This window comes from Aquitalea sp. S1-19, assembly GCF_024343515.1.
The window spans coordinates 1-335 of the sequence record NZ_RJTZ01000381.1; the positions used below are offsets into that span (position 1 = coordinate 1).

At 55.8% G+C, this 335-nt stretch carries 1 protein-coding gene; it reads left to right on the plus strand.

Translation table 11 applies throughout. The features are described from left to right. A partial coding sequence (locus EGI20_RS19170) for a hypothetical protein (RefSeq protein ID WP_498633291.1) occupies positions 1-335 on the plus strand: 335 nt, incomplete at both ends.

Here is a 335-nt window from a genome sequence, read left to right on the forward strand (position 1 = left end):
CGCTCCGACATCCACACCATCAATGTGTGGGATCCGGTCAACAAACGTGCGCAAGTGGTGCAGGGCTGGCAGCTGAAGGATGACGGGGTCAAGGATCGCGTATTCAAACAGAAAGGGTATACGGCTATCGGCATCATCGCCGGTGATGGTATCGTGGAAGAAAAACTGCGCACCCAAGTCAACGCCTTCCCGATTTCAACCCGCAAGCATTTGGCATGGGAGCTCAAGTTCCGCATGGGTGGCCGCAACCTTAGTACACCATGGCATAAGGCACCGGTGGGCGAATCCAGCGCGACCGTATGGCAGCTGAAAACACCAGGTTATGGACCGACTCT